Genomic DNA, 21,205 nt, shown 5'->3' on the forward strand with positions numbered 1-21,205 from the left:
TCCGATACGCTGTTCGTGAGGTTTCATCCATCACGTATCGACAATCAAGCATACGCCAACTGATCGGGCGGCGATCGATGTGTGGCTTCCTTGAATCTCGCCAAGGACATCATGATCTGGCTGGCCAATACGGTTCTCGTGCTGCACGCATTGCTCGTGCTGTTCATCGTGGGCGGGTTGTGCGCGATCTGGGTCGGGGCCGCGTTCAAACTTGGCTGGGTGCGCAATCGCCTGTTCCGGATCGTGCATCTCGGAGCCATCGGCATCGTCGCAGCGCTCGCCGCGCTCGATGTACCGTGCCCGCTCACCGTTCTGGAGGACTGGCTGCGTATTGGCGCATCAGGCCCGCAAGGCTTCGTGCAGCGCTGGGTCGGTAACCTGATGTACTACGATCTGCCGGGGTGGGTGTTTGCTGTTGTGTATGTGGCGTTTCTGACGGTTGTGGCGGTGACCTGGCGGTGCGTTCCGCCGCGAAGGTGACGGGGTGTGCAGGCGGTTATTCGGGCGGAGTGGACGATCTGTCGTCGAACGGACGGCAGGTCACGGCTGCGGATTCAACCCGTCGATGCAACGTATTGATGAAATCGCCCAGCCCATCCGCCCCATCACCCCAGTTCGAACGACGTCACGCCGAACACGCGATCGATCGCGATCGGGGGCGCGCCTTTCGTGTACATCCGCGCGGTTTCGAAGACGCTCGTCATGCCGTGTCGTTCCGCCAGCGCGACGGCCGCAGGATTCGTTTCCGGCACGTCGAGCACGATGACCTCGCCGGGCATGCTCGCCGCCAGCGCGCGAAACAGCCCGGTGGCGACGCTTGCGTCATCCGCGAAGAGCGGGCCGATCTTGCAGCCCGCCTTGCAGCGGCGCACCACACCATATCCGGCGACACGGCCGGCATCGAACGTAGCGAGCGCAACGGCATCCGGCTGCGCGATCCAGACGGAGACGAAACGCTCGCGCGCCGCGGGAAAACACTGGTGATCGTAGGCAAGCAACTGCTCGAACGGCACATCGGCCGCTGCCGCGACATGCGCGCACCCGATGCCGTCCACGCGCCCCTGATAGCGGATGTTGCGGTACGCGAGGCGGAACCCGGACTTCCTGTAGTTCGCTTGCTGGGCGACGACACCGTCGAGACCGACGTTGCGGTCTCCAAGATAACGCATGCCGTGCTGCCAGATTCGCATGCCGAAGCCTTTGCCACGAAACCCGGGTTTCACGATGTAGAGACCGATGAAGCCAAAGCGTTCGTCATAAGCGATGGCGGCGAGGCACGCGACCGGCTCGCCGCGCCAAACGCCCACGAAGAAACCGGCCGGATCCGCTTCTCTGAAGCAGTACGGGTCATGTCGGCCGGGGTTCCACCCTTCTGCAGCCGCCCATTCGACCGACATGGCCACCTCGCCGGCCGACATGGTGCGCACGATAAAGTCTCCGCCTTGATCCATGGTTCGCCTCAGTCGCGGCACTAGAGATTGCCGCCTCGTGTTACGGCGGATGCATCGGGGATGCGCCTGCAAGCGGGCACCGGCCAACCGACAGAACAGGCCGTGCAATCATGCCTCAAGCGAAGGCTGCCGATCGAGTCATCATAATCCCAAGGGCCGGTGCCAGAGTGGAGCGGTCATCACGGCTGCTCCGGTCCGTGCGGCACCGCAATTGCCGTGTATCGGCGAACGGCTGGCTCCGTAAAGCTGCCCCGGGACGGGGTCACTCTGTTAGCTGTCCTCGCATGTGTGCACGGGCGACCGGCTTCCACAGGTCGTTCAGCGCCACGACCGCTCAAGGCTCTGCCTAACCTGCGCGCCATGCCAGGCAAGGCGCGCAGCCACGCATGGCCGAATCGCTTCATCCTCGAAACCGACCGTCTGGTGAAACAGTTACAAGATAACGATTGACGCCGACACGCCCCGGCGGTTAGTGTGTCACCCGAAGTTCAAGAAGTTCGATTGCTGTTCATCAATTGCTCGCCTCTCAGCGGTATTCGTTGTCCTCTCCCTCCTTGACGCTTCACGCGCTCTTCAACAGAGCAAATTTCCTATTTTTTTCATCAAGGATTCTTCATGGATACCGGTACCGTCAAGTGGTTCAACGACAGCAAAGGCTTTGGCTTCATCACCCCGGACAAGGGCGGCGACGACCTGTTCGCGCACTTCTCCGAAATCAGGGCCGACGGCTTCAAGACGCTGGCTGAAAATCAGAAGGTGAGCTTCGAAACGAAGCAAGGCCCGAAGGGTCTGCAAGCGGCCAACATCACGCCGCTGTAACGTTTGAAGGGCCCGGCCGTCCCGCGACGGAGGCCGGGTTGCAGCGACACCCTCGCGGAGCGTTGTCTCCCAAAGTTGGCGCGATCGCTCTTAGCTGCATCCGTTCATTCAGCAGCTTGCCAAGCGCCACACGCCTCGTTGCGTTTCACTCTCCCCCTGGCTGCAGCGCCCCTTTTTTTCGCTTTCCGACTGCTTCGGATTCGGCTCGCAATGGCTTTGAATCGGCGCACCCGTGCACGTTTCGCACGGCGCGCGCGCACTCGTACATCATTAAAATTAAAATGCAAAACAAACAAATTCATCAATACAACGGCTATGCCGTCCAACCCTCGGCGCATCGTTTGCCCGACGGTAGTTATTCATCCAACCTGCTGCTCGAACGCACCGGCAGCACGTGCGCCGAAGGCCGCTACCGGTTCTATTCGCTCGATTACTTCACGAGCGAAGAGCAGGCGCTGCAGCACTCGTCACGCTGGGCACGCAACTGGGTCGACACGCGCGGTTAACGGCGACACCCCGGTGCGAGACAACCAACGCATCTGAAGCCCCCGGGCGTGCGCAACCCAGCGCGCCCGAACATCGCGCGCGATCGACTCGTCAACTTCCGAATCGATCGCGCGCTCAGTTCGAACTTCCGGATTTTCCCTTTCTCCGTCATCGGCAAGCGACGCTATCTCGGCAGCCGCAAGCGGCCCTTGAGCCGAACTCGGGTCAAAACACACAAATATCCGTTCCGCGCTGTCGCCCACCTCGCCGATCTCCCGGCATCTCCCCGCATTGCCCTGAATCGAGTCCGGGCGCACTATCCCAGCACGTCCGGGATATCGATCGACTTGCTAACGCGGCGCTTGCGCCAAAGTGCAGATGATTGCCCCCTCCACGGAAGCCTTCACCTGCTCTTAAGTCTTCGTTTCCTACAATCCGTTCTGTCGCCATCGCAGCTCGACCTGTTCATCTCCGAGGATTTCGATGAAAAAGACGATCATTGCGCTCACGCTTGCCAGTCCGGTTCTTTCGGCACGCGCTCGATACGAGGATCCGGGTGCCCAACCCGCGATGGTCCGTGTGACGGCACGACAGATCAAGGGGGCTCAATGATCTGGCCAAACGCCTTCCGCATCCCTGCGCTGTTCCTGCGCGAGTGGCTCGGCCGCCCCGCCACTGTCGGCGCGCTCTGCCCGAGTTCACCCCAACTCGCCAGCCGATTGGCCAGCGCGGTCCCGGCCGGCGACGGACTGGTGATCGAGCTCGGCGGTGGAACGGGAGCGGTGACCCAAGCACTGCTTGACCAGGGCGTCGCGCGGGAGCGCCTCATCGTGATCGAGCGCTCTCCCGCTTTCGTGCGACATTTGCGGGTCCGTTTTCCCGGCGTCGCGATCGTGGAAGGTGACGCGACACGGCTCGCGAAGCTGTTGCCGCACGATGCGCAAATCGACGCCATCGTTTCATGCCTGCCGCTGCGCTCGCTGCCGCAGCGCGACGTGATCGCGATCGTCGATCAATGTCACCAGTTGCTATCCGGGCATGGCGTGATGATCCAGTTCACCTACGACCTCCGGCCGCCGGGACGCCATGCGATCGGACACGCTGGCCTCGTGACCGCGGGGACGTCCGTCGTCTGGGCGAATATCCCGCCTGCGCGGATCGTGGTTGCCTGCAGGCGCCCGTGACCCTCCGCGTTGCCCGCTCAGCAGCTTCGCTTGCTGCCGCGCGGTCGTGCCACGCGACGCGTGCATCGCGACACCACGGTACAAGCAGGATCCTCGTCCGCGCCCCCATCGAGCCACACTGGTTCCGGATCGATTGCGGTCAGATAGCGATCCGCTGCGATGGGTGTCCGGTCACGGGGCTTGCCAAGCAAACCACTCCCTTCAAGCGACAACAGCCATTCAGCGAAGGCCTGTATGCGCCCGGTATCGTGGATATAGCGTATGCCGTGCCGATCGTGAATGAGCCAGGGAAACTTGTCGGCAAAACCCTGAAGTTCCGGCATCGCATTGTCCGCGCCGAAATACCAGAAGCTATCCGCGTGCTCGGCCAGATACACCGGGCGGCCACGATCCTGTCGAAAGGACGCTTCGCTGTTGTGCTCGGCAGACGGCAGGCGCGCCCAGCGGCCGTCCTCGCGAAAGTACATGTTGTCCCCATACTGCCGCTCAACGCTACCGCCCGGCTCGGGATGCTTGTCCGGGAAGCTTCGGAAATACTCGTCCATGCCGAGCACCTTCGTCAGCCGCATCGCATACACGAGGCGATGTCCCGTCGCCTTGCACGAGTGCCCGACGATCCAGTCCCCCGGCTTCAGTTTGGCGTTCATGTGATTCGGCGTACACAGCGCCAGTGAACACACGCCGAAATAGGGATTCGGCGCAAGTCCCGAGTCGCTTGTCATGACGTACTTGAGCAGCTTCATGCATGCCTCCTTATCAGCCCCGCCATCCACGGCTCGAGCTCCGGATAAAGCGCGCCGTCGATGACGAACTCCTGCCCCTTGGCAACCGATCGGAGCATGACCCCGTCCTCCCGAATCGCCCATCGGTTCGCATTCTCGTGGTAGCTCACCGGCTCGCGCCCATCGGGCGCGAACCAGCGCGGCAATAGCCAGATGCTGCGCGGCTGCCCGGGGCACGTCAGTTGCAGTTCGGAGTGCATCAACGGAAATCGGCCGCCGCCCGCGGCCTTCGTTTGCGTATACGCCGATCGCTCGCGCGCGACATAGAGCGCATTGCGCGGATCGGTGTACCGGTCCGGCGCGACGACATGCGGATGCGCGGCGATCCATGGATGCCGCCGCAGCGCGTCGTCGCGCTGCGTCACGATCGGCCAGACCTCATCGATTTCCAGCCATCCGAACAGCACGTGCAGATCAGGCGCACGCGGCACGAAGCGCCATGTGCCGCCGACGTACTCGGTCAGCCGGAACCAGCCGAAAAACAGGAACACATCGCCCGCCGCAACACCGCGCCGGCGCAGATGGCTTTGCGCGGCACCCGTCTGCCCGAGCGCCGGGCGCCAGTTCGCGAGGTTGACGCCGCGCCTGCCGCCCAGATCCGGATCGAAATGGACACGCCGTTGCGGCCCATGCTTGCCGGCCGACACGTCCGATATCAACCGATCGAGCGTTGCATCCGCGAAATCCAGATCCGCCAGCGTGCCGTCGTCGTGCTCGCTCGGAATCGGCAACGAGACGAGACGGCCATCCGGCAATATCGGGCTGGGCATGCCGCCGAACTGCGAATCGAATCCTTTGCGGGACAACACGACTTTCATCGACGCCCCCTGCCCGTCCTTCATCACCGCATTTCAGCGCGGAATTCCCTGCACATCAATACTGCACGAGTATCGTCACCCGCCGATTCGCCGCCCGCGCCGCGGCATCGTCGCCGACCACCAGCGGCAGGTTGTCCGCCCTGCCGATCGCGGCCAGCCGATGCGACTCGACACCCCGCTCGACCAGATATCGCACGACCGCCCCCGCCCGCGCCGACGACAGCTCCCAGTTCGATTCGTATTTCGCCGTCGCGATCGGCACGCTATCCGTATGCCCTTCGACGAGGATATTGCTCGCCGGATGCGCCTTCAACACGCCCGCGATGCGCGCCAGCACATCGGACGCATCCGGCAGCAACCGCGCATCCCCGACATTGAACAGGATCTTCGCGTTGATGCCGATCTCCACGCCATGCGCGGCGTTCACGACCGTCACCTGCCCCTGCTCCTTCAGCGATTTCAGCAGCGACGCCCACGCCTGCGCGGCCTGCTCCTGTGCGGCGCCCGCCTTCCCTTTCCCCGCCGCCTGCTGCGACAGCGTCTGATATCGCACATCGAGCGCGTTGTACTTCGCGAGCTGCAACACGTACAGCGCGAGAAACAGCACCATCAGCGTGGTGACGAGATCCGCATAGGAAATCAGCCAGCGGCCGGACTGCGCGCCGTCGCCGTCGTCGTCGTGTTCGGCGGCATCCCTCGCCGGTCGCCTGCTGCCAGATTGCGCGTGCATAGCCTGGAACCCGTGTTCGTTATCCGCGGCGTCACGCCAGCGATTCGGCCGCGCGGCCGCGCACGTCGCCGGTCAGGCGCGTCTCGATCGTATGCGGCGACTCCTTGCGCGAGATCGCGAGCAAGCCGTCGAGATACAGCTTGCGAAACCGCAATTCGCTCTCCAGCTGCGCGCGCAGCTTCCCGTACAGCGGCAGGAACACGAGGTTCGCCAGCGCGAGCCCGTACAGCGTCGCGACGAACGCAAGCGCGATCCCCGGCCCGAGCTGCGCGGGTTCGAGAATATGGCTCGTCACCTGGATCAGCCCCATCACCGACCCGAGGATGCCGAACGTCGGCGCATAGCCGCCCGCCTGTTGCCACACGCGCGCGGCCGCCATGTGGCTGCGCTCGTACGCATCGAGCTCGCGCTGCAGCGCATCCTCCAGCACGGCCGTCGACACGCCGTTCGCCAGCAGTTCCAGCCCGCGCCGTGCAAACGGATGAATGCCGCTGACGTCCATCGATTCGAACGCCAGCAAGCCGTTCAGCTTCGCGCGATCGCCCCATTCGAGCAGGTCGGACAGGCTCTGCCGGTCGACCTGCCGCGCCTGCACGAACGCGAGCCGCAGCTGCTTCACCGCATCGAAGAACCGCGCCCACGTGTTCTGGATCATCACCGCGCCGAGCGTGCCGCCCAGCACGATCACCAGCGCCTCGAACTGGAACAGCGTCGAGAAATGTCCCCCTTCGAGCGAAAAGCCGAACACGATGGCCGCGCCACCGAATACCACGCCGAACAGCGTCAACAGATCCATGTCTCTCTCCGGCCAGCTGCGCGCGTTCGGCAGCCGGCATCGTCGTCAGTGCGTCGTCGCGACGCTTGCGCTCAAGCCGCGGAATCCGGCACCGGCACGGCCGCCGCGGCCGGCGCCTTCAGCGCGCGCACCGCGTCCAGCAAACGCTGCTCGATATCGCCGACTTCCACCGGGTCGAGCTTGAGATCGCGGCGCGTGACCCACGACACCTCGTTGCGCCGCGTCTCGGTCATCACCGAGAACAGCCGGTCGACCACCGACAGGTCGTCCGTGCTCGCGATCAGCTTCGCGAGGTCGTACGTATCGAACGCGCTGACGACCTCGAACAGCGTGCGCTGGTCGACCCACGCCAGATCCTCGAGCGCGGCGATCTCGCCGCGCCGCACGTTGCGCCGCGAGAAGTACGCGACGCCCTTCTGCTCGACGTAGCTGAGCACCTTCGACTTGCGGAACGCGAACACGTCCTCCGCGATCTCGCCATGCGACAGCTTGCTGAGCAGCAGCTTCTTCTCGACGCCGATCAGCGATTCCAGATCGGCAAGCTCGATCAGCTCGAGTTCGCTGTTGATCGACAGGTCGAGCTCGTGATCCGCGACCTGCTGCGCGCGATCGGTGATGCGCGCGGCGTCGAACGTGACGACCTGGCGCGCATCGGCGGACGCCGCGTAGTCGCTCGACGCGCCGCCGAGCTGCTCGCCCTGCGCGGCCTCGATCGTGACGAGATTGAGCTTCTCCATGCGGCGCAGCATCGCCATCACGTGCGGACGCGAATGGCCGGCGATCGCGCGGCACTTCTTGATGACGTCGGCGAGCGGCACCGCCGCCTGCTCGGCCTGCATCTGCATCGGCCGGCGCGCCCATGCGTCGTCGCCGCCGCGCCGCTCGCCGCCGGCCATCAGCGCGAGCACGTGTGCATAGGAGAGCACGCCCGGCAGGAAATCGGCATGCGTGTAGGTGGCGAGCAGATCGTCCTTGCGCTTCACGCGGCGCACGAGGGTTCGCACGATGTGGCGCAGCAGCGCCGACACGCGCTCGATTTCCTCGTCGAGCATGCTCGCCGGCACGACCGTGAGCTGGCAGAAGCTGAGCGCCTTCGCGGTGTGGCCGCGCGGCTCGGAGGCGAGCAGCGCCGACTCGCCGAAAAACTCCCCGCGGCCGAGGGTCGCGACGACGACTTTCTTGTCGTCGCAGCGGGTCGACAGTTCGACCTTGCCGTCCGCGATCAGATAGATGACCGCCTCTCCCCCGAACCCTTCCGAATAGATGACTTCGCCGGGTGCCGCTGTGCGCGACCACGACTGTTGACGATTCACGATGTTCCCCCTGCAGCGCTGACTTACTTGTTCGACTGCGCCGCACGTTTCGGACGTGGGTCGACAGTCGTTCCCCGTGCTTCCGTTTACGACATCGGAAGCGGACTTCTTTAATCCCATGCTGTTGATCGGCATCGCGATCGATTCAACCGGGAAAACACGAGCAATCGCGATTGAAACATCACGTCAGCGATATGTAAGCATATTACCGACCGCCCCCGGTTTCTCGCGCAAACGTTTAATTTAACCAAAAAATTCCCGACCACTGGTGCTCATGCCCATTTTCCGCAACCAAATTAATCACATAAATAAAACTACGTCCAAGTCTCGCCTGACGGCGCGTCCGCGCATGTAATCATGCATTGAGGGATGATCTCCCGGACGAGACACTTTTCCAGTGAATTTCACAAGACGACAAATAGCATACGCAAGGAGACGATAAATAGCGGATAGGGTTAACCTTGCTAGCCGGCACAAGGCTGGCTTCCTATATTTTTTATTCATAAAATGTCGACTCGGCCATTTACAGAAAAAGATCAATTAATTATTTGATCAACATCATGTGCCGACAGCGACGAAAAGCAAAACGTCCCGGCATGGCGATATCGCGCAACTTTCGCTGAACTGGGATCCCATTGGTATTGCGCTCGCACTGGGGAGATCGTGATGCCTCGCATGCTTTATCGACCCTTCGTTGCCCGCACGACGCGGTGCAACGCCATCTTCCATGCCGCGCGGCCGCAAGGCTGCGCAAACGGCCCCGCATGGGCGTTGCCGATTCGTTACTCCGATCGCGAACTGGAGCAGGCGGAACGTCATCGCAAAGCGGTTGGCCTCGATCCGGCACACGTGATTACGGCGATACCGGGACTGGCGATATCCGGCGGCGGCATACGTAGCGCGATATTCGCGCTGGGTGTGATGCAGGCGATGGCGGAGAGGGACGTACTCAAGCATTTCAGTTACTTGTCGACGGTGTCGGGCGGCAGTTACATAGGCGCTTTTTACGGCAGTCTGTTCGTTCCCGACGGATTGCGGATCGGAAACCAACAGATACGACCGCAGCGTTTTCAGACCGCTGCCGAAAAGGCGGCGAAAAAGCTTCGCACCGGTGAACCCGCCAGCGGCAAAGATGCCATCACGCCGATCGCGTATCTCCGGGACAACTGCAACTACCTCACTCCGAATGGCTTGCACGACATCCTTCAAGCGATCGTATTCTCCACGCGCAACTGGTTTGCGATCCAGTACGTCGTGGGCGTGTCGTTGCTGACGATCCTGCTCTGGCTCAACCTGTCCATTGCGTCGTTGATGTCGCTCGCGCCAGCGGCATATCGTGCAATTCAGTGCGATACGCGATGGATCGTCGCATCGGTGCCGTTGGCTTCCGTCGTCTGTATCGTGATTCTGATCATGTCGCCGCTCAGCCGCGCGTATTGGCTGACCCAGAACCTCGCGCAGAAGACAAGTCGCCTGGGCAAATCCTTGCCGTTCGCGTCGTTGCTGCTCGTGATGGCGCTCGCGATGATCGCGATACGTTCGGGTCTTGGCGATTCGCCGCTCACGAATTCGAACGTGCTGTCTGCGTTCTGGAAGCCGCCATACCTGATTGCGGGGGGATCGCTCGTGCTGGTGACAGGCATGCTCGGCGTTGTCTATCTGGTCGGTGCATGGCTCTATGTCAGTCGGAAACGTGGCTCGGGCAAGTCCTGGTTTCCGGGCTCCATGACATCGAAGTCGTCGCCATCCGACAGCCGTCCCTTCGTCGACCGACTGCGCAACGCGCTGAGCAATGCCTATACGACGCCGATTCGCCTAACTTGCGGCGTGACGTTCTTGACCGGCGCCTTTCAAATGGCAATATGGCTGGCCGCCCTTGCGGCGATCGATGCGTTGGGATCCTTTTTGTTTTCGAAGATCCTCGCTTTGGAGACCCAACACGGCGCGCAGGCCGCCGCGCTGACGTCCGGCGGCTCGCTGGCGGTGCTCGCCGGGCTGGGCGGCAGCATCTGGGCCATCACCAAATTCGTGATGTCGGAAGGCAAGGGCATTGCGGAAGGTCTCATGAAGTTGCCAAGGCTCGTGCTGGCCACAATCGGCGCCGGACTCGCGGCCCTCCTGACCTTGACGTTCTGGTCAGTCGTCGCGCATGCGGTGACGGCAAAGCTCGGGATATTTGCTTGCTCGATGTCGGGATTGCTGCATTGCGACGCGACGACCGGCTACTTCATCGGCGACCTGCCGAAGCTTCTGGTCGTTTGCCTCATCCTGCTGTCGCTTGCATTGATCGACGGCCTGTGCGTCCAGTTTCTCAATCTCTCGACGTATCAGCGGCTCTACAGCATGCGCCTGACGCGCGCCTTTCTCGGTGCGACGAACAACGTCCGCCTCGATCACGCCAGCCATCGCGATGTCACCTCGCTCGTGCGCGGAGACAGCATCACGCTGGGCGAGTATTACCATCGGTACATGTGCGCACCGGTGCACCTGATCAACGCGACGATCAACAAGACCATCGACTGGGATTCGTCGCTCGTTCAGCGCGGCGCCCGCGGCCTCTCGTTCTGCGTGGGCCCCGCTGGCATGACCGTTGGCGCGAAGCTCGGTGTACTCCAATGCAAATGGGAATATGCGAACGACATCTCGACGCCCGCCACGCACATTCGCGGCAACGCCAGCACACGCGACATCTGGCTCGAGTCGCTGACGTTGGGCGACTGGGTGGCCATTTCGGGCGCGGCCGTCAGTACGGGGCTCGGCAAGATCACGCACCCCGGTTATTCACTTCTGCTTGGCGTGACCAACATCCGGCTGGGGTATTGGTGGGATACGTACTCGACACCGTTCTCGCTCGGCGCCGAAAGTTACGAGCGCGTGCGCGTGCCGATTCCGGCGCAGGAGGTGCCGCGCCGGCTCTTCACGGAAAAATTCTTCGGCACGCAGTTCTGTCTGAAGAGCGAACTGCTCGGCGAGTTCGACGGGCCGCGAGCAAGGCGCTGGTACCTGACCGACGGCGGTCATTTCGAAAATACCGGCGCCTACGAACTCCTGCGCCGTCAGCTCAAATTCATTGTCGTGCTCGACAACGGCAGCGATCCCACCTGTCAGTTCACGGACGTCGGCGCGCTGATCCATCAGGCGCGCGTCGACTTCGGCATCGAGATTTCAGAAACCGCGACACACATTTCGTCGCCGAACGGCATCTCGATCGATGCTCGATTCGTCGCGATGTCGTTCGACGCGTTCAAGCGTCAGAGTAGCTGCATGGCGGTCCTGCTCGCCGTGAAATATCCGAAAAGCGGCACGGGACAACTGCTCGTGATCAAGCCTCGGATCACACCGTTGACGCCATACGATGCGCGTTGCTATGCCTTCATTCACACGAGCTTTCCCAATGAATCCACGGCCGACCAGTTCTTCAACGAAGTGCAGTGGGAATCTTATCGGGCACTTGGCGAGGCGCAGGCCCGCGCGCTATTCACTTGACCCGCGCGAACGGCGCTCCTTCGCGCCATGACGAACGAGGCGACGTCGCCGCACGTCGCCCTTCCGCCGCTCACTCGCGCACGCCCCACGACACGAGCACCGCGTGGATGTTGCGTGCGTATTCGTCCCGCAGGTGCGGCGTTTCCGAGTGATACGCGCCGATCGCCTGCCACGTGTTTCCGTAGCGGACCATCTTGCGTTTCAGCATCCACGCGGCGACGTAGATGTTCACGCACGCATCGCGCAGCGCGCCCGGCGGCACGCCGTAGCGGCGCAGCTCGCCGAAGTGCACCGAGTTGATCTGGGCCTGGCCGACGTCGATGCTGCCGTCCGCGTTGCGATGCACGGCGCCGGGGTTGCCCTTCGATTCGTACCACGCGATCGCCCGCAGGATCTGCGGGTTGACGCCCTGGTAGCCGGCCGCGTGCTCGAAGCACGCGTCGTCGGGTTTGGCGTCGGCCGCATGCGCGGGCGTCACGACGGCCGCGGCGAGCAGCATTGCGAACAACACCCATTCCATCCAGCCGAACCGCATCGACGCCGCCAGGACGTTCATCATCGCATGCCCCTTGATTCGATCGAGCCGCTTCATTGAGACATCGCCAGCGCGGCCGCGCCATTCCCGGCCGGGCGGCGTTCACGTGCACTCTTGTCGAGCGCCTCGTCGAGCTTCTTGTCGACGGCGGCCAGCGCCGCGCGCGACGCGTCGGTCACGACCATGCGCACCTGGAATTCCGCCGGCGCTTTCTTCGCAGGCGGCGCATGGCGGAGCTTCTTCCCGTGGCGCACGCCGGCGGCCGGCGCGGGCACGTCGTCGTCGCCGCCCGCGCCCGGCGGCAGCGACGCAAACGGCGGCAGCGGCGGAAACACCTGGTTGGACGCAGCCGCCATGGACGGCGCGCCGTCGGCCGGCTGAGCCGCGAAGGCCGCGCCGCATGCGAGAAAGGCCGAACAGAAGATCGACAGTCGTAGCATCGCGAGATCTCCCATCACTGCGTCGGGCCGAGCTGAACGCTGTACGGCTTGCAGCTGCCGGCCGCGACGTTCTCGACGCGCACCGACGCGACGCGCTGCGACGGCATGCCGCGCCGGATCGACTGGTTCAGGTAGCCGAAATCCTGCGGCAGCGCGGCCACGCGAATCGTCATCGGTTGCGATTGTCTGGCCGCCAGCGCGCCGACTTTCGCGAGCACGGCGGTTAGTTGGGGATCGCGCGCACCGAGCGCATCGGCGGGGATGACGAAATCGACGAGCGCCGTCGACGCGGACGATGCGTCGTTGCGCGCATTCACGTCCGGGCGGCCGCTTTGAAGTTGGGCGCAGCCGGTCAGCGCGGCTGCGACAAGAAAGATGACAAACGGCTTCACTGTTTCACTCCCGGTCACTGGATCTGCTTTATCGGCACAGCACTCGCGGGATTTACCCCTTTCGCGTGCGAGGGCCGCTGTGACGGGAGCGTGCGTGGCGTGTTCGATTCCTCCGATTTAAGCGCATCCTGAGCAGACGCCATTCATTCGATATTTGAACGCGACGTTGCACCCATGAAACATGATCGATGCGACATGCATGGCGTGCTTGCATCCGCTGCCTGCATGCGTTCGCTCAGAACTCCATGTCGAGTTCGTCGATATCCTCCTGCTCCGCCTTCGCCGCGTCGATCCACTCCGCGACGAACGGTTGCGCGAGCACGCGCATGCAGTACTCGGCGATATCGGGTTCGAGCTTCACGTCGTAGGTCAGGAAGCGCATGACGACCGGCGCATACATCGCGTCGGCCACGCCGATCTCGCCGAACAGCCAGGGCCCGCCATATTGCGCGAGGCATTCGCGCCAGATCGTCACGATCCGCTCGATGTCGTGCTGCGCGCGCGACCAGATGCGGAAGTTCGGGAAGTGCGCGCGCAGGTTCATCGGCAGCGCGGAACGCAGCGCGCTGAAGCCCGAATGCATCTCGCCGCAGATCGAGCGGCAATGGGCGCGCGCGTGCCGCGCCTGCGGCAGCAGCCGCGCGTCGGGCCGGATCTCGTTCAGGTACTCCGCGATCGCCAGCGTGTCCCATACCTTGCTGCCCTCGTGCGTGAGGCACGGCACGAGAATCGACGGCGACAGCAGCAGCAGCTCGGCGCGCGACGCGGCGTCGATCGGCACCATCACCGTGTCGAACGGCAGGCCGCTCAGCTTCGCGAGCAGCCAGCCGCGCATCGACCACGACGAGTAGTTCCGGCTGCTGATCGTCAGCGTGGTTTCGTCTGCGGAATTCATATCGCCCCCTGAGGTTGCCTGTCGTGCACGTGCACCGAAAACGTCCACCGCACCGCACGCGCCGCACCATTGCTGTGCGGTGCATGCGCCGGCCCGGCGCAGCGCCGCCGCGCGTTGCACCGCTGAAACGTATTGCGTCGCACCGCACGCGGCTGTCCGCGGGCAGGCTGCTGCACACGCCGTCTCGCCCCGTGCAGCGTGCAACGCGCGTGCCAGCCGCCAACTGGCACACGGCTTGCCTCGCTCAACGCACCGCGAGGCGAGGCGCGAACTCATGAATTTGCTTGCGTACCCGTTTTATCAGTGGATGGCCGAATGCACGCGCCCGGCGCGTGCGTGGGCTTCGTGCACGCGCCTGTCGATGTCGATGTGGCCGCCCGCGGCGTCCACGCCGCCGGGCCGCATGCTCGATGCGTTGTGCGAACTGCTCGAATGCTGCGCGTTCTCGCATCGCCGCCCGCCGTTCGGCATCGACGCGGTCGTCGTGGACGGCGATACGGTGCCGGTGGTCGAGCACGCGGCGGCCGGCACGCCGTTCGGCACGCTGCTGCACTTTCGCAAGACGAAGCCGGTCGCGCGGCAGCCGCGCGTGCTGATCGTCGCGCCGATGTCCGGGCATTTCGCGACGCTGCTGCGCGGCACGGTGCGCACGATGCTCGCCGAGCACGACGTCTACATCACCGACTGGCACAACCCGCGCGACATTCCGCTGCGGGCCGGGCGCTTCGGTTTCGACGAATACGTCGAGCACGTGATCGACTTCATCCGCCATATCGGCCCCGATGCGCATGTGCTGGCGATCTGCCAGCCGACCGTCGCCGCGCTCGCGGCGGTCGCGCTGATGGCCGCCGGCGGCGATCCGGCCCAGCCCGCGAGCCTGACGTTGATGGCGGGCCCGATCGATTGCCGCGTCAATCCGACCAAGGTCAACATGCTCGCGACGAGCCACTCGATCGACTGGTTCGCGCGGCATTTGATCAGCGTCGTGCCGCCGGGTTTTCCGGGCGCGCAGCGGCGCGTGTATCCGGGCTTCGTGCAGGTGGGCGCGTTCATGTCGATGAATCCGGAGCGGCATGCGTCGTCGTTTTCCGACCTGTATTACGAGCGCGCGAAGGGCGACCCCGCGAAAGCCGATGCGCTGCGGCACTTCTACGACGAATACTTCGCGACGGCCGATCTCACCGCGGAGTTCTATCTGGAAACCGTCGAGAAGGTGTTCCAGCAGTACGCGCTCGCGCGCGGCGAACTGACGGTGAGCGGGCGGCTCGTCGAGCCGGCCGCGATTCATCGCACGGCGCTGCTGACGGTCGAGGGGGAGAAGGACGATATCTGCGCGGTCGGCCAGACCGTTGCCGCGCAGGAGCTGTGTTCGGGGCTGCCGTCGTATCTGAAGACGCATCATGTGCAGACGGGCGTCGGGCACTATGGGGTGTTCAACGGCAATCGCTGGGAAACGCAGATCTATCCGCTCGTACGCGCGACGATCCACGACAACGAGCCATACGATCGTACGGTGGATGCGAAAGGCAATGCCGTGGGCACGCAGTTTGTGACGCTGCGAGCGCTGCTCGATGCGCGAGCGGCGGGCGGAACGGAGACGACGGGGGCGATGTCGACTTGATGGCGCGCAGCGCGCCGGCCGACGAGACCGATCAAGTCCGGCATATTGTCGATCACGTATCGAACGCCCCCGGTCGGCGACCGATATAGGCCGATTGGAGAAGTGCCGCTTCGATGCCAGACCGCGCATCATGCGATGGGTGCCAATCCACCGTTTGATGTCCATCCGTGGAAAACAAACGGCTGGATGGCCCGGAAAAGCAAAAGGCCGCACGAGGCGGCCTTTCATTTCTTTGGCGTCCGGGCACTTGAGGTCTGTCGCATGAGCGAGAGCGCAACAAGTGTTTGATCCCAGCGCGAACTCGGCGAGTATAGGGTGAGGGACGGTTTGAAACAAGCATGCAGGCGCACCCCGCGCGCCTGCCATCACCGCCTCACCCCGCGCGCTTCTCCAGCCTCACGATCGTCATCGTGCCGCCCACTTCCTCGACGCGCACCCTGACCTTGTCGCCTTCCTTCACCTGCCGGACCATCGCCGCGTCCTTCGCCTTGAACGCCATCGTCATCGCGGGCATGCCGACGTTGTCGAGCGCGCCGTGTTTCAGCGTGATCATGCCGGTCGCGGGATCGACCTTGCGCACTTCGGCGTCGGTCAGCGCATGCGCCGGCGCCGCTTTCATCGCGGACGGCTTCGACGACATGTCCATGTCGGCCATGTCATTGCCGGCGAATGCCGGCGCTGCCAGCACGCAAGCCAACGCGACGGATACCACGATCAGTTTCTTCATTGAGTTTCTCCAGTAGGTTGAACCGGCACCTGCGTGCCGGCGGGAACTGCATCGGTAAAACGGACGGCGTCGGCATGCACCGCACGACGTCGCTGCAACAGGAACCACGCGGCAGGGATCACGAACATCGACAGCAGCGGCGCCGTCACCATCCCGCCGACCATCGGCGCCGCGATGCGCTGCATCACCTCCGAGCCGGCGCCGTGCCCGACCATGATCGGCACGAGGCCGGCCAGCACGACGGCAACCGTCATCGCCTTCGGCCGCACGCGCAGCACCGCGCCTTCGCGGATCGCGTCGAGCAGCAGCGCCTCGGTGAGCGGTTCGCCGCTCGCGAGCCGCCGATCGAGCGCGCCCTTCAGGTACAGCAGCATCACGACGCCGAATTCGGCCGCCACGCCGGCAAGCGCGATGAAGCCGACCGACGTCGCGACGGACACCGCATGGCCCAGCAGCCAGATCAGCCAGAAACCGCCGACCAGTGCGAACGGCACCGTCGACATCAGCAGCAGCGCGTCCGCGGCCGAGCCGAAGGTCAGGAACAGCAGCACGAAGATCACGGCGAGCGTCGCGGGAATCACCGTTCGCAGCTTGGCCTCCGCCCGCTCCAGGTACTCGAACTGCCCCGACCACGCGATCGCATAACCGGGCGGCAGGCGGACCTCCCGCGCCACGGCCCGCTGCATCGCGTCGACCGCCGAGCGCAGGTCGGTGTTGCGGATATCGACGTACACGTAACCGGACAGCCGGGCGTTCTCGCTGCGAATCATCGGCGGGCCGTCGGCGATCGTCACGTTCGCGACGTCGCCGAGCCGGAGCTGCGCGCCGCGCTCGGTGACGATCGGCAGCGCACGCAGCTTCTCGAGCGAGTCGCGTATCTCGCGCGGATAGCGCAGGTTGATCGGAAAGCGTTCGCGGCCGGCGATCACCTCGCCGACGTTCTCGCCGCCGATCGCCGACGACACCACCGACTGGATGTCCGCAACCGCGAGCCCGTATCGCGCCGCGGCGAGCCGGTCGATGTCGACGTCGATGTAGCGGCCGCCGTTCAGCCGCTCCGCGAGCGCCGAGGTCACGCCCGGCACGCGCTTCACGGCCGCCTCGACCTGCGTCGCGATGCGGTCGATCTGCGTCAGGTCCGGCCCGGAAATCTTGACCCCGACCGGCGTCTTGATCCCCGTCGACAGCATGTCGAGCCGGTTGCGGATCGGCGGCACCCACACGCTCGAGAGCCCCGGCACCTTCACCGTGCGATCGAGTTCGTCGATCAGCCTCTCGGGCGTCATGCCCGGCCGCCATCGATCGCGCGGCTTGAAGCGAATGGTCGTCTCGAACATCTCGAGCGGCGCGGGATCGGTCGCCGTATCGGCCCGCCCCGACTTGCCGAACACGGTCGCGACTTCGGGCACCGTCTGGATGAGGCGATCGGTCTGCTGCAGCAGCTCGCTCGCCTTCGCCGCCGAGATGCCGGGCAGCGCGGTCGGCATGTACAGCAGGTCGCCTTCGTCGAGCGGCGGCATGAATTCACCGCCGAGACGCGCAATCGGCACCGCAGTCAGCACCAGTGCGACGACGGCGACGCCGATGGCGAACCACGGCCGGCGCAACGTCGCGTCGAGCAACGGACGATACAGCCGGATCAGCACGCGGTTGATCGGATTGGCGTGCTCGTGTGGAATCCGGCCGCGGATCAGGTAGCCCATCAGCACCGGCACCAGCGTGACCGACAACCCGGCCGCCGCCGCGATCGTGTAGGTCTTCGTGAACGCGAGCGGCGAGAACAGCTTGCCTTCCTGCCCTTCCAGCGAGAACACCGGAATGAACGACAGCGTGATGATCAGCAGCGAGAAGAACAACGCCGGCCCCACCTCGGCGGCCGACGTCGCGATCAGTTCCCAGCGCTGCGGGGCGGTCATCCGTGTGTCGGGAAACCGATGCGCGAACGCTTCCAGGTGCTTGTGCGCGTTCTCGATCATCACGATCGCCGCATCGATCATCGCGCCGATCGCGATCGCGATGCCACCGAGCGACATCAGGTTCGCGTTCACGCCCTGATAGCGCATCACGATGAACGCGGCGAGCACGCCGAGCGGCAACGACAGGATCGCGACGAACGCGCTGCGCAGGTGAAACAGGAACACCGCGCAGACGAGCCCGACGATGACGAACTCCTCGACGAGCTTGTCCTTCAGGTTGCCCACCGCGCGCTCGATCAGCTGCGAGCGATCGTAGGTCGTGACGACCTCGACGCCGGGCGGCAGCGACCGTTCGAGATCGGCCAGCTTCGCCTTCACCGCGTCGATGGTGGTCAGCGCGTTCTTGCCCGAGCGCATCACGATCACGCCGCCCGCGACTTCGCCCTGGCCGTTCAGCTCCGCGATGCCGCGCCGCATCTCCGGCCCGATCTGCACCCGCGCGACATCGCCGAGCAGCACCGGCGTGCCGGCGTCGTTCGTGCGCAGCACGACGTGGCGGAAATCGTCGAGCGAGCGCAGATAGCCGGACGAACGCACCATGTACTCCGACTCGGCGAGCTCGACGACCGAGCCGCCGGACGCCTGGTTCGCCTTGCCGAGCGCATCGGCCACCGCGGCCTGTGTGATGCCGTATGCGCGCAGCCGGTCCGGGTCGAGCACGACCTGGTACTGGCGCACCATGCCGCCGAGGCTCGCGACCTCGGCGACGTCGGGCACCGCCTTCAGCTCGAACTTCAGGAACCCGTCGTTCAGCGCGCGCAGCTGGCCGAGATCGTGTTGGCCCGTGCGGTCGACGAGCGCGTACTCGTAGACCCAGCCAACCCCGGTCGCATCGGGCCCGAGCGACACCGTCGCGCCCTGCGGCAGCCGGCTCTGCACCTGGTTCAGATATTCGAGCACGCGCGAGCGCGCCCAGTACGGGTCGGTGCGGTCGTCGAACAGCACGTAGACGAACGCATCGCCGAACGACGAATACGCGCGGACGGTCTTTGCGCCGGGCACGCCGAGCAAAGTCGTCGTCAGCGGGTAGGTCACCTGATCCTCGATCACCTGCGGCGCCTTGCCCGGATACGACGCCTTGATGATCACCTGGGTATCCGACAGGTCCGGCAACGCATCGAGCGGCGTTTGCTTCAGCGAATGGATGCCCCATGCCGTCACCAGCAGCGTCGCGAGCAGCACGAGGAAGCGGTTGCGAATCGACCAGCGAATGACGCGCGCGATCATTGGGCGCCTCCGCTCGGTTCGACCTTCGTCAGCTGGTAGCCGTCGTCCGTTTGCTTGAAGACGAAGTGAACCGTCTGTCCTGACTTCGCGTCCGGGAAAGCGTTGGGTGCCGGCTTGTTGAACGTCATCGTCATCGCGCCCCAACCGAGTGCCGGAACCGGTTGATGCGAGAACGTGATGTCCGCGGCGGTCACTTTCTCGACCTTGCCGGTGGTTTCGTAGGTCTGCGAAGCGGATGCGGATGCCGTCTCGGTTGCGCTCGCCCTCATGCCGCCTGCCAGCCTCGGCAGCACCGACTTCAGGCTCGCTTCGGAATCGATCAGGAACTGGCCCGACGCGACGACGGTGTCACCGTCGTTCAGCCCGCTCAGCACTTCGGTTTCGCTGCCGACGTCGTTGCCGACCGTCACCGATGCCGGCTGCAGGCGGCCGTCGCCGTTCTTCACGATGACGACCGAGCGCCTGCCGGTCGTGATGACCGCCTCGGACGGCACGAGCAGCCGCGACACGGCGTGTTGCCCATCGACACGCACGCGCATCAGCATGCCGGGCGTCAGCTTGAGCGCGGCGTTGTCGATCTCCAGACGCGCCTGAAGCGTGCGGCTCGTGGTGCTGATACCCGGCAGCATCTCGCGGATTCGCCCGATGAAATGCTGCGTCGGGTCGCCCGAGAACGTCGCGTCGACCGTCATGCCGGGTTTCGCGTTCAGCGCGAGCGCTTCCGGAATCTCGACGATGAGCCAGAGCGTCGACAGGCCCGAGATTTTCGCGAGCGTCTGCCCGGGCGCGACCATCGCGCCATTCCGGACGTTCAGTTCGCTGACGACGCCCGCTTCCGGCGCCGTCAGCACGATGTGCGTTTGCGCGTTGCCGGTGCGGTCCAGCGCAGCGATCATGCCGTCGGGGATCGACAGTGCGCGCATCCGCGCGCGCGATGCGTCGAGCAGGCCACTGTCCATGCCGCCACGCTTGAGCGCGAGGTACTCCTCCTGCGGCGCGAGCCATTCCGGAACGAACAGCGACGCGATCGGCGCGCCCTTCGCGACGCGTTGCATCGGTGCGCTTGCATACAGCCGGTCGATATAGCCGGTCACGCGCGACTGTACGACGTCGGCACGCGACTCGTCGAACTGCGTGGTGCCGACGGCATCGAATCCGCTCGCCGTGTCCCGCCGGCGCACGGTCGCATAGCGAATGCCGAGGTTCTGCTGAAGACCCGGGTCGATCTTGATGCCGGAGGCGCCGCCGCCGTCATCCGCATAGACGGGCTCCAGTTGCATGTTCATGAAAGGCGACTTGCCCGGCTTGTCGAAATGCTGGTTCGGCACCATCGGGTCGTGCCAGTACAGCACCTTGCGCCCCGTCTTCGGATCGACGTTGTCGCCGGGCATGGCGGTGGCGTTCGGTGTCGTCGTCGCATTCGAAGACGCGTGGCGAATGCCCACGGCATAGCCCGCGCCGAGCAGCGCCGCGCCGGCGAATACCGTCAGGACGACGCGCGCCAGTGGTTGCTTGATCATCGTGTTC

Annotated in this window: 20 protein-coding genes; 7 read left to right on the forward strand and 13 right to left on the reverse strand. The window is 64.5% G+C overall.

Annotated elements, in window-relative coordinates; genetic code table 11:
• The first annotated feature begins 111 nt into the window (after positions 1 to 111).
• Complete coding sequence (locus HWY45_RS02655) at positions 112 to 480, forward strand: DUF2784 domain-containing protein (protein WP_059884524.1); 369 nt, start codon at positions 112 to 114, stop codon at positions 478 to 480.
• Positions 481 to 605: 125 nt separating this feature from the next.
• Here HWY45_RS02655 and HWY45_RS02660 read toward each other — a convergent pair whose 3' ends face one another.
• Complete coding sequence (locus HWY45_RS02660; protein WP_059563291.1) at positions 606 to 1,451, reverse strand: GNAT family N-acetyltransferase; 846 nt, start codon at positions 1,449 to 1,451, stop codon at positions 606 to 608.
• Between the two features lie 615 nt (positions 1,452 to 2,066).
• On the opposite strand from HWY45_RS02660, the gene HWY45_RS02665 reads away from it, so the two are divergent.
• The 4 genes from HWY45_RS02665 (at position 2,067) to HWY45_RS02675 (ending at position 3,940) form a co-directional block, all read left to right on the forward strand.
• Positions 2,067 to 2,270: a cold-shock protein gene (locus HWY45_RS02665; RefSeq protein ID WP_059563292.1), complete on the forward strand. Its 204-nt coding sequence runs from the start codon at positions 2,067 to 2,069 to the stop codon at positions 2,268 to 2,270.
• 281 nt (positions 2,271 to 2,551) lie between these two features.
• Positions 2,552 to 2,776: a hypothetical protein gene (locus HWY45_RS02670; protein ID WP_059563293.1), complete on the forward strand. Its 225-nt coding sequence runs from the start codon at positions 2,552 to 2,554 to the stop codon at positions 2,774 to 2,776.
• Positions 2,777 to 3,239: 463 nt separating this feature from the next.
• Positions 3,240 to 3,368, forward strand: coding sequence for a hypothetical protein (locus HWY45_RS37110; protein ID WP_260429518.1), 129 nt, complete (start codon positions 3,240 to 3,242; stop codon positions 3,366 to 3,368).
• Positions 3,365 to 3,940 carry a class I SAM-dependent methyltransferase gene (locus HWY45_RS02675; protein WP_059884432.1) on the forward strand — a complete coding sequence of 192 codons (576 nt, stop codon included), beginning with the start codon at positions 3,365 to 3,367 and terminating at the stop codon, positions 3,938 to 3,940. The genes HWY45_RS37110 and HWY45_RS02675 overlap by 4 nt, the downstream gene beginning before the upstream one ends.
• A 17-nt stretch (positions 3,941 to 3,957) precedes the next feature.
• Here HWY45_RS02675 and HWY45_RS02680 read toward each other — a convergent pair whose 3' ends face one another.
• The 5 genes from HWY45_RS02680 to HWY45_RS02700 all read right to left on the reverse strand — a co-directional run bounded on the left by HWY45_RS02680 (position 3,958) and on the right by HWY45_RS02700 (position 8,379).
• On the reverse strand, positions 3,958 to 4,683 hold the full coding sequence (locus HWY45_RS02680) for an Nmad2 family putative nucleotide modification protein (protein WP_150998596.1): 726 nt from the start codon (positions 4,681 to 4,683) through the stop codon (positions 3,958 to 3,960).
• Positions 4,680 to 5,564 (reverse strand): Nmad3 family putative nucleotide modification protein, encoded by an 885-nt coding sequence (locus HWY45_RS02685; RefSeq protein WP_059884434.1) that lies wholly within the window; start codon positions 5,562 to 5,564, stop codon positions 4,680 to 4,682. The genes HWY45_RS02680 and HWY45_RS02685 overlap by 4 nt, the downstream gene beginning before the upstream one ends.
• A 31-nt stretch (positions 5,565 to 5,595) precedes the next feature.
• Positions 5,596 to 6,270 (reverse strand): OmpA/MotB family protein, encoded by a 675-nt coding sequence (locus HWY45_RS02690; protein WP_059563296.1) that lies wholly within the window; start codon positions 6,268 to 6,270, stop codon positions 5,596 to 5,598.
• Between the two features lie 31 nt (positions 6,271 to 6,301).
• Positions 6,302 to 7,066, reverse strand: a complete 765-nt coding sequence (locus tag HWY45_RS02695) for a flagellar motor protein (protein WP_059802732.1) — start codon at positions 7,064 to 7,066, stop codon at positions 6,302 to 6,304.
• 71 nt (positions 7,067 to 7,137) lie between these two features.
• Positions 7,138 to 8,379: a Crp/Fnr family transcriptional regulator gene (locus HWY45_RS02700; RefSeq protein WP_059884435.1), complete on the reverse strand. Its 1,242-nt coding sequence runs from the start codon at positions 8,377 to 8,379 to the stop codon at positions 7,138 to 7,140.
• A gap of 675 nt (positions 8,380 to 9,054) precedes the next feature.
• On the opposite strand from HWY45_RS02700, the gene HWY45_RS02705 reads away from it, so the two are divergent.
• Entirely contained in the window at positions 9,055 to 11,865 is a 2,811-nt protein-coding gene (locus HWY45_RS02705; protein WP_081069883.1) for a patatin-like phospholipase family protein, read from the forward strand.
• A 70-nt stretch (positions 11,866 to 11,935) separates the two neighbouring features.
• Here the strand turns inward: HWY45_RS02705 and HWY45_RS02710 are convergent, their stop codons facing one another.
• The 4 genes from HWY45_RS02710 to HWY45_RS02725 all read right to left on the reverse strand — a co-directional run bounded on the left by HWY45_RS02710 (position 11,936) and on the right by HWY45_RS02725 (position 14,127).
• Complete coding sequence (locus tag HWY45_RS02710) at positions 11,936 to 12,364, reverse strand: lytic transglycosylase domain-containing protein (RefSeq protein WP_414143358.1); 429 nt, start codon at positions 12,362 to 12,364, stop codon at positions 11,936 to 11,938.
• An 89-nt stretch (positions 12,365 to 12,453) separates the two neighbouring features.
• On the reverse strand, positions 12,454 to 12,840 hold the full coding sequence (locus HWY45_RS02715) for a hypothetical protein (RefSeq protein WP_059802748.1): 387 nt from the start codon (positions 12,838 to 12,840) through the stop codon (positions 12,454 to 12,456).
• A 14-nt stretch (positions 12,841 to 12,854) separates the two neighbouring features.
• On the reverse strand, positions 12,855 to 13,232 hold the full coding sequence (locus tag HWY45_RS02720) for a hypothetical protein (RefSeq protein WP_059563298.1): 378 nt from the start codon (positions 13,230 to 13,232) through the stop codon (positions 12,855 to 12,857).
• Between the two features lie 235 nt (positions 13,233 to 13,467).
• Positions 13,468 to 14,127, reverse strand: a complete 660-nt coding sequence (locus HWY45_RS02725) for a glutathione S-transferase family protein (protein WP_059563299.1) — start codon at positions 14,125 to 14,127, stop codon at positions 13,468 to 13,470.
• A gap of 274 nt (positions 14,128 to 14,401) precedes the next feature.
• Between HWY45_RS02725 and HWY45_RS02730 the strand changes: the two genes are divergently transcribed.
• Positions 14,402 to 15,748, forward strand: a complete 1,347-nt coding sequence (locus HWY45_RS02730; RefSeq protein ID WP_059884437.1) for a polyhydroxyalkanoate depolymerase — start codon at positions 14,402 to 14,404, stop codon at positions 15,746 to 15,748.
• Between the two features lie 373 nt (positions 15,749 to 16,121).
• On the opposite strand, the gene HWY45_RS02735 is transcribed toward HWY45_RS02730, so the two are convergent.
• The 3 genes from HWY45_RS02735 to HWY45_RS02745 are packed head-to-tail and all read right to left on the reverse strand — an operon-like array spanning position 16,122 to position 21,198.
• Positions 16,122 to 16,475: a copper-binding protein gene (locus HWY45_RS02735; RefSeq protein WP_059884438.1), complete on the reverse strand. Its 354-nt coding sequence runs from the start codon at positions 16,473 to 16,475 to the stop codon at positions 16,122 to 16,124.
• On the reverse strand, positions 16,472 to 19,678 hold the full coding sequence (locus HWY45_RS02740) for an efflux RND transporter permease subunit (RefSeq protein ID WP_059884439.1): 3,207 nt from the start codon (positions 19,676 to 19,678) through the stop codon (positions 16,472 to 16,474). Before HWY45_RS02740 ends, HWY45_RS02735 begins: the two co-directional genes overlap by 4 nt.
• A complete protein-coding gene (locus HWY45_RS02745; protein WP_059884527.1) occupies positions 19,675 to 21,198 on the reverse strand; it encodes an efflux RND transporter periplasmic adaptor subunit in 1,524 nt (507 codons plus the stop codon). The genes HWY45_RS02740 and HWY45_RS02745 overlap by 4 nt, the downstream gene beginning before the upstream one ends.
• Positions 21,199 to 21,205 lie beyond the last annotated feature (7 nt).

Origin of the sequence: Burkholderia stagnalis (genome assembly GCF_902830275.1) — a bacterium.
Classification (GTDB): domain Bacteria; phylum Pseudomonadota; class Gammaproteobacteria; order Burkholderiales; family Burkholderiaceae; genus Burkholderia; species Burkholderia stagnalis.

What these genes read in the sequence shown, in the direction of transcription:
- HWY45_RS02655 (WP_059884524.1), top strand. Translation starts at nt 112, where the DNA reads ATGATCTGGCTGGCCAATACGGTTCTCGTGCTGCACGCATTGCTCGTG.
- HWY45_RS02660 (WP_059563291.1), bottom strand. Translation starts at nt 1,451, where the DNA reads ATGGATCAAGGCGGAGACTTTATCGTGCGCACCATGTCGGCCGGCGAG.
- HWY45_RS02665 (WP_059563292.1), top strand. Translation starts at nt 2,067, where the DNA reads ATGGATACCGGTACCGTCAAGTGGTTCAACGACAGCAAAGGCTTTGGC.
- HWY45_RS02670 (WP_059563293.1), top strand. Translation starts at nt 2,552, where the DNA reads ATGCAAAACAAACAAATTCATCAATACAACGGCTATGCCGTCCAACCC.
- HWY45_RS37110 (WP_260429518.1), top strand. Translation starts at nt 3,240, where the DNA reads ATGAAAAAGACGATCATTGCGCTCACGCTTGCCAGTCCGGTTCTTTCG.
- HWY45_RS02675 (WP_059884432.1), top strand. Translation starts at nt 3,365, where the DNA reads ATGATCTGGCCAAACGCCTTCCGCATCCCTGCGCTGTTCCTGCGCGAG.
- HWY45_RS02680 (WP_150998596.1), bottom strand. Translation starts at nt 4,683, where the DNA reads ATGAAGCTGCTCAAGTACGTCATGACAAGCGACTCGGGACTTGCGCCG.
- HWY45_RS02685 (WP_059884434.1), bottom strand. Translation starts at nt 5,564, where the DNA reads ATGAAGGACGGGCAGGGGGCGTCGATGAAAGTCGTGTTGTCCCGCAAA.
- HWY45_RS02690 (WP_059563296.1), bottom strand. Translation starts at nt 6,270, where the DNA reads ATGCACGCGCAATCTGGCAGCAGGCGACCGGCGAGGGATGCCGCCGAA.
- HWY45_RS02695 (WP_059802732.1), bottom strand. Translation starts at nt 7,066, where the DNA reads ATGGATCTGTTGACGCTGTTCGGCGTGGTATTCGGTGGCGCGGCCATC.
- HWY45_RS02705 (WP_081069883.1), top strand. Translation starts at nt 9,055, where the DNA reads ATGCTTTATCGACCCTTCGTTGCCCGCACGACGCGGTGCAACGCCATC.
- HWY45_RS02710 (WP_414143358.1), bottom strand. Translation starts at nt 12,364, where the DNA reads ATGCTGCTCGCCGCGGCCGTCGTGACGCCCGCGCATGCGGCCGACGCC.
- HWY45_RS02715 (WP_059802748.1), bottom strand. Translation starts at nt 12,840, where the DNA reads ATGCTACGACTGTCGATCTTCTGTTCGGCCTTTCTCGCATGCGGCGCG.
- HWY45_RS02725 (WP_059563299.1), bottom strand. Translation starts at nt 14,127, where the DNA reads ATGAATTCCGCAGACGAAACCACGCTGACGATCAGCAGCCGGAACTAC.
- HWY45_RS02730 (WP_059884437.1), top strand. Translation starts at nt 14,402, where the DNA reads ATGAATTTGCTTGCGTACCCGTTTTATCAGTGGATGGCCGAATGCACG.
- HWY45_RS02735 (WP_059884438.1), bottom strand. Translation starts at nt 16,475, where the DNA reads ATGAAGAAACTGATCGTGGTATCCGTCGCGTTGGCTTGCGTGCTGGCA.
- HWY45_RS02740 (WP_059884439.1), bottom strand. Translation starts at nt 19,678, where the DNA reads ATGATCGCGCGCGTCATTCGCTGGTCGATTCGCAACCGCTTCCTCGTG.
- HWY45_RS02745 (WP_059884527.1), bottom strand. Translation starts at nt 21,198, where the DNA reads ATGATCAAGCAACCACTGGCGCGCGTCGTCCTGACGGTATTCGCCGGC.